The organism is Streptomyces nanhaiensis, assembly GCF_046614825.1.
Classification (GTDB): domain Bacteria; phylum Actinomycetota; class Actinomycetes; order Streptomycetales; family Streptomycetaceae; genus Streptomyces; species Streptomyces radiopugnans.
Map to the genome: position 1 here is coordinate 1 of NZ_JBKJFM010000284.1, position 3,320 is coordinate 3,320.

Annotated in this window: 3 protein-coding genes and 1 pseudogene; 2 read left to right on the forward strand and 2 right to left on the reverse strand. The window is 74.8% G+C overall.

The annotated features are described in order from the left end of the window. Together ACLIYP_RS29820 and ACLIYP_RS29825 are read right to left on the reverse strand one after the other, a co-directional pair. A pseudogene (locus ACLIYP_RS29820) lies at positions 1 to 211 on the reverse strand (hypothetical protein); the annotation flags it as partial. Beyond that, on the reverse strand, positions 208 to 768 hold the full coding sequence (locus ACLIYP_RS29825; RefSeq protein WP_412716197.1) for a SigE family RNA polymerase sigma factor: 561 nt from the start codon (positions 766 to 768) through the stop codon (positions 208 to 210). The gene ACLIYP_RS29825 and the pseudogene ACLIYP_RS29820, both read right to left, overlap by 4 nt. Before the next feature lie 95 nt (positions 769 to 863). On the opposite strand from ACLIYP_RS29825, the gene ACLIYP_RS29830 reads away from it, so the two are divergent. Together ACLIYP_RS29830 and ACLIYP_RS29835 are read left to right on the forward strand one after the other, a co-directional pair. Further along, positions 864 to 1,961, forward strand: coding sequence for an amidohydrolase family protein (locus tag ACLIYP_RS29830; RefSeq protein ID WP_412716198.1), 1,098 nt, complete (start codon positions 864 to 866; stop codon positions 1,959 to 1,961). A gap of 248 nt (positions 1,962 to 2,209) precedes the next feature. Beyond that, entirely contained in the window at positions 2,210 to 3,313 is a 1,104-nt protein-coding gene (locus tag ACLIYP_RS29835; protein ID WP_412716199.1) for an SCO1860 family LAETG-anchored protein, read from the forward strand. The last annotated feature ends 7 nt before the right edge of the window (positions 3,314 to 3,320 follow it).

Sequence of the window (3,320 nt, forward strand, 5' to 3'; positions counted from 1 at the left end):
GCGGGGGGGGGCGCCCGTGCGCGCGGCCGTACGTCAGGGTGGGCCAGGGGAACTGCCAGGCCCGGCGGGGGCGCGGGCGGGCACGGCCGGCCTCCAGCCGGGACCCGGCCGGAAGGCGCGCGGACGCCCGGGCCCACATGCGGGCCCGGTCCGGCCGGTGGCCGTCGGCGGCCGCCCTGAGCCGTGCGGCCACATCGGGGCGATCGGTCACCAGCCGCTCCGTCCCGCGGGCCCGGCGCGCAGCGCCCGTACGGTCTCGTACGCGCGGTCCGGCCCCGTCCGGGCCGGCGCCAGCATCCGCTCCAGTTCGGCGATGCCGCGCGAGGTCTGGCTCTTGACGGTGCCGACCGAGATGCCCAGGGTGCGGGCGGTCTCCTTCTCCGACAGGTCGAAGGCGTGCCGCAGTACGACACATGCCCGTTTGCGCAGCGGCAGCCGGGCGAGCGCGTCGCGCACGTCCAGCACCGCGGGCACGTCCGGGTCGTCGATGCGGTCGGGCCGGTGGGACCAGAACAGGGCGATCCGGCGGCGCTCGCGCACCAGGCTGCGCTGCCGGGTGCGGGCCATGCCGGCCACCACGCTGCGCGCGTACGCCAGCGGGTGCCCGTCGGCGCGCACGCTGTCCCAGCGGCGCCACACCGCGACGAGCGCGTCGGCGGCGAGGTCGTCGGCTCCCTCGGAGTCTCCCAGCAGCAGGTAGGCGAAGCGGGACAGGTCGGCGTAGTACCGGTCGAAGAAGGCGTGGAACTCTTCGGTGGGGGCGTCCACGCGGCCTCCTCAGGGCTCGATGGATCCTGTGAAGTGATGTGCCACGACCCCCTGCGGCTGCGTGAGCGTAGCAGGGGACTCGTACAGTGCGGCATATGAGCGAGCGCGGGAATTTCCACATCCGGGGACGGGTCCTGACCGGGCCCGGCCCCGACGACGTCCGGGACGAGATGTGGGTCGTGGACGGGCGGATCACCTACGAGCGGCCCACCGGGCCGCTGGAGACGGCCACCGTCGAGGGCTGGGTGCTGCCCGGGCTGGTGGACGCGCACTGCCACGTCGGGCTCGACGCCCACGGCGCCGTCGACGACGCCACCAGCGAGAAGCAGGCGCTCACCGACCGCGACGCCGGGACGCTGCTGATCCGGGACGCGGGATCGGCCGCCGACACCCGGTGGATCGACGACCGCGAGGACCTGCCGCGCATCATCCGGGCCGGCCGCCACATCGCACGCACCAGGCGCTACATCCGCAACTACGCCCACGAGATCGAGCCCGGGGACCTGGCGGCCTATGTGCGGCGCGAGGCACGGCGCGGCGACGGCTGGGTCAAGCTCGTCGGTGACTGGATAGACCGCGAGCGGGGCGATCTGGCCCCCTGCTGGCCGCGCGGCGCGGTGGAGGCCGCCATCGCCGCCGCCCACGAGGAGGGCGCGCGGGTCACCGCCCACTGCTTCGCCGAGGACTCGCTGCGCGATCTGGTGGAGGCGGGGATCGACTGCGTCGAGCACGCCACCGGCCTGACCGAGGAGACCATCCCGCTCTTCGCCGAGCGGGGCGTCGCCATCGTCCCCACCCTGGTCAACATCGCCACCTTCCCCCGGCTCGCCGAGGGCGGCGAGGAGAAGTTCCCGCGCTGGGCCGACCACATGCGGCGGCTCCACGAGCGCCGCTACGACACCGTGCGCGCGGCGTACGACGCGGGCATCCCGGTCTTCGTCGGCACGGACGCCGGCGGCTCGCTGCCGCACGGGCTGGTCGCCGACGAGGTCGCGGAGCTGGTGGCGGCGGGCATCCCGCCGGTGGACGCCCTGTCGGCGACCACCTGGGCGGCCCGCGCCTGGCTGGGGCGTCCAGGGCTGGAGGAGGGCGCCGAGGCGGACCTGGTGGTGTACGAGGCGGATCCGCGTGCCGACGTACGGGTGCTGGCCGCGCCGCGGGCGGTTCTGCTCAGGGGGCGTGCCGTGGGGTGAGGCGCGGTGAGGCGTGCGCGATGCCCGCGGCGGAGGAGGACGTATGCCCGCCCTGTGGAGGGACGGTGTGATACCCATGATGCGCTAATCGAAAACTGCGACCGGTGTGACTCTTTCGGGTGAACTAACGCTGCGTTGCCACTCTTTCGCTCTACGTGGGTCAACAATGGCGTGGTCTCAGTCACCGGTGTGAGCGATGTCCCCCATTGGCCGCCGGTGACGTCATGCAATCCGTGGGGGTTTCACCTGTGAACAAGTCTGTCTACGGCCTGCTCGCCGCCGCCGCTCTGGTGGGGGCCACCGCCGCGCCCGCGAACGCCGCCGGCGAGGAGGGCTCGGCGAGCGCGGCCGTACTCCGGGCGAACCTGGACGTCTCCCTGCTCAAGGGAAACGCCGACGTGCCGGTGAGGGCCGAGCTCAACGCGGTACGGGCTCCGGAGGACACCGAGAAGACCGCGGCGACCGTCAGGGTCAAGGTCGAGGGGGCCGAGCACAGCCGGCCGATCGCCCTGCTGCGCGCGGACGCGGCCACCGCCCGGGCGACGGCCGACGGGAAGCGGGCCGAGGGCTACTCCAACGTGCTCAAGGCCCGGGTGCACGTGCCCGGCCTGCCCCTGCTCTCCCTCGTCAAGGTCGACGCGATCACGTCCCGCGCCGTGTGCGAGGCCGGTGCCCGGCCGACCGCCGACTCCGAGATCCCCGGCACCGTGACGGTGCTCGGGAAGAAGGTCGCGGTGAAGGCCGACGGCACCACCTCGGTCCGGGTGGAGGGGGTGGGCACGGTCGAGCTGAAGCTGGCCGAGACCGTCACCACCTCCCGCACGGCCGCCGCCACCGCGCTGAAGCTGGACATCGCGGTGGACCCGGCCGACCTCGGCGTGGCCGGGGTCAAGGGCCGGGTGACGCTGGTGGAGGCGGCCTGCGAGACGCCCGGCGGCAAGGGCGGTGACAACGGCGGCTCCACCGGTTCCAACGGCGGCACCGGCGGCTCCACCGGCGGCGACGGCGGCTCCACCGAGGGCGGGTCCACCGGTTCCGCCGGTGGCGGCTCCGCCGACGGGGGCTCCACGAGCGGCAGCGGCGGTGCCACCGGGGGCTCCACCGACGGGGCCTCCACCGGCGGTGACGGCGGCTCGGCCGGTTCCGCCGGCTCCACCGACGGCAAGGGCAACGACCCGCAGCCGCAGACCGGTTCGGAGCCGTCCGGCGAGAAGCCCACCGGCAACCTCGCCGAGACCGGCGGCAGCTCGGCCACCCCGTACATCGCCGGCGGAGCCCTGGCGCTCGTCGCCGCGGGCGGCGGGCTGCTGATGCTGCGCCGCCGCCGTGCGTCCGGCGCGGCCGACGCCTGATCCGGCC

Bases quoted from the DNA above. Each gene is read 5' to 3' on its own strand.
- ACLIYP_RS29830 (WP_412716198.1), top strand. From the start codon at position 864: ATGAGCGAGCGCGGGAATTTCCACATCCGGGGACGGGTCCTGACCGGG.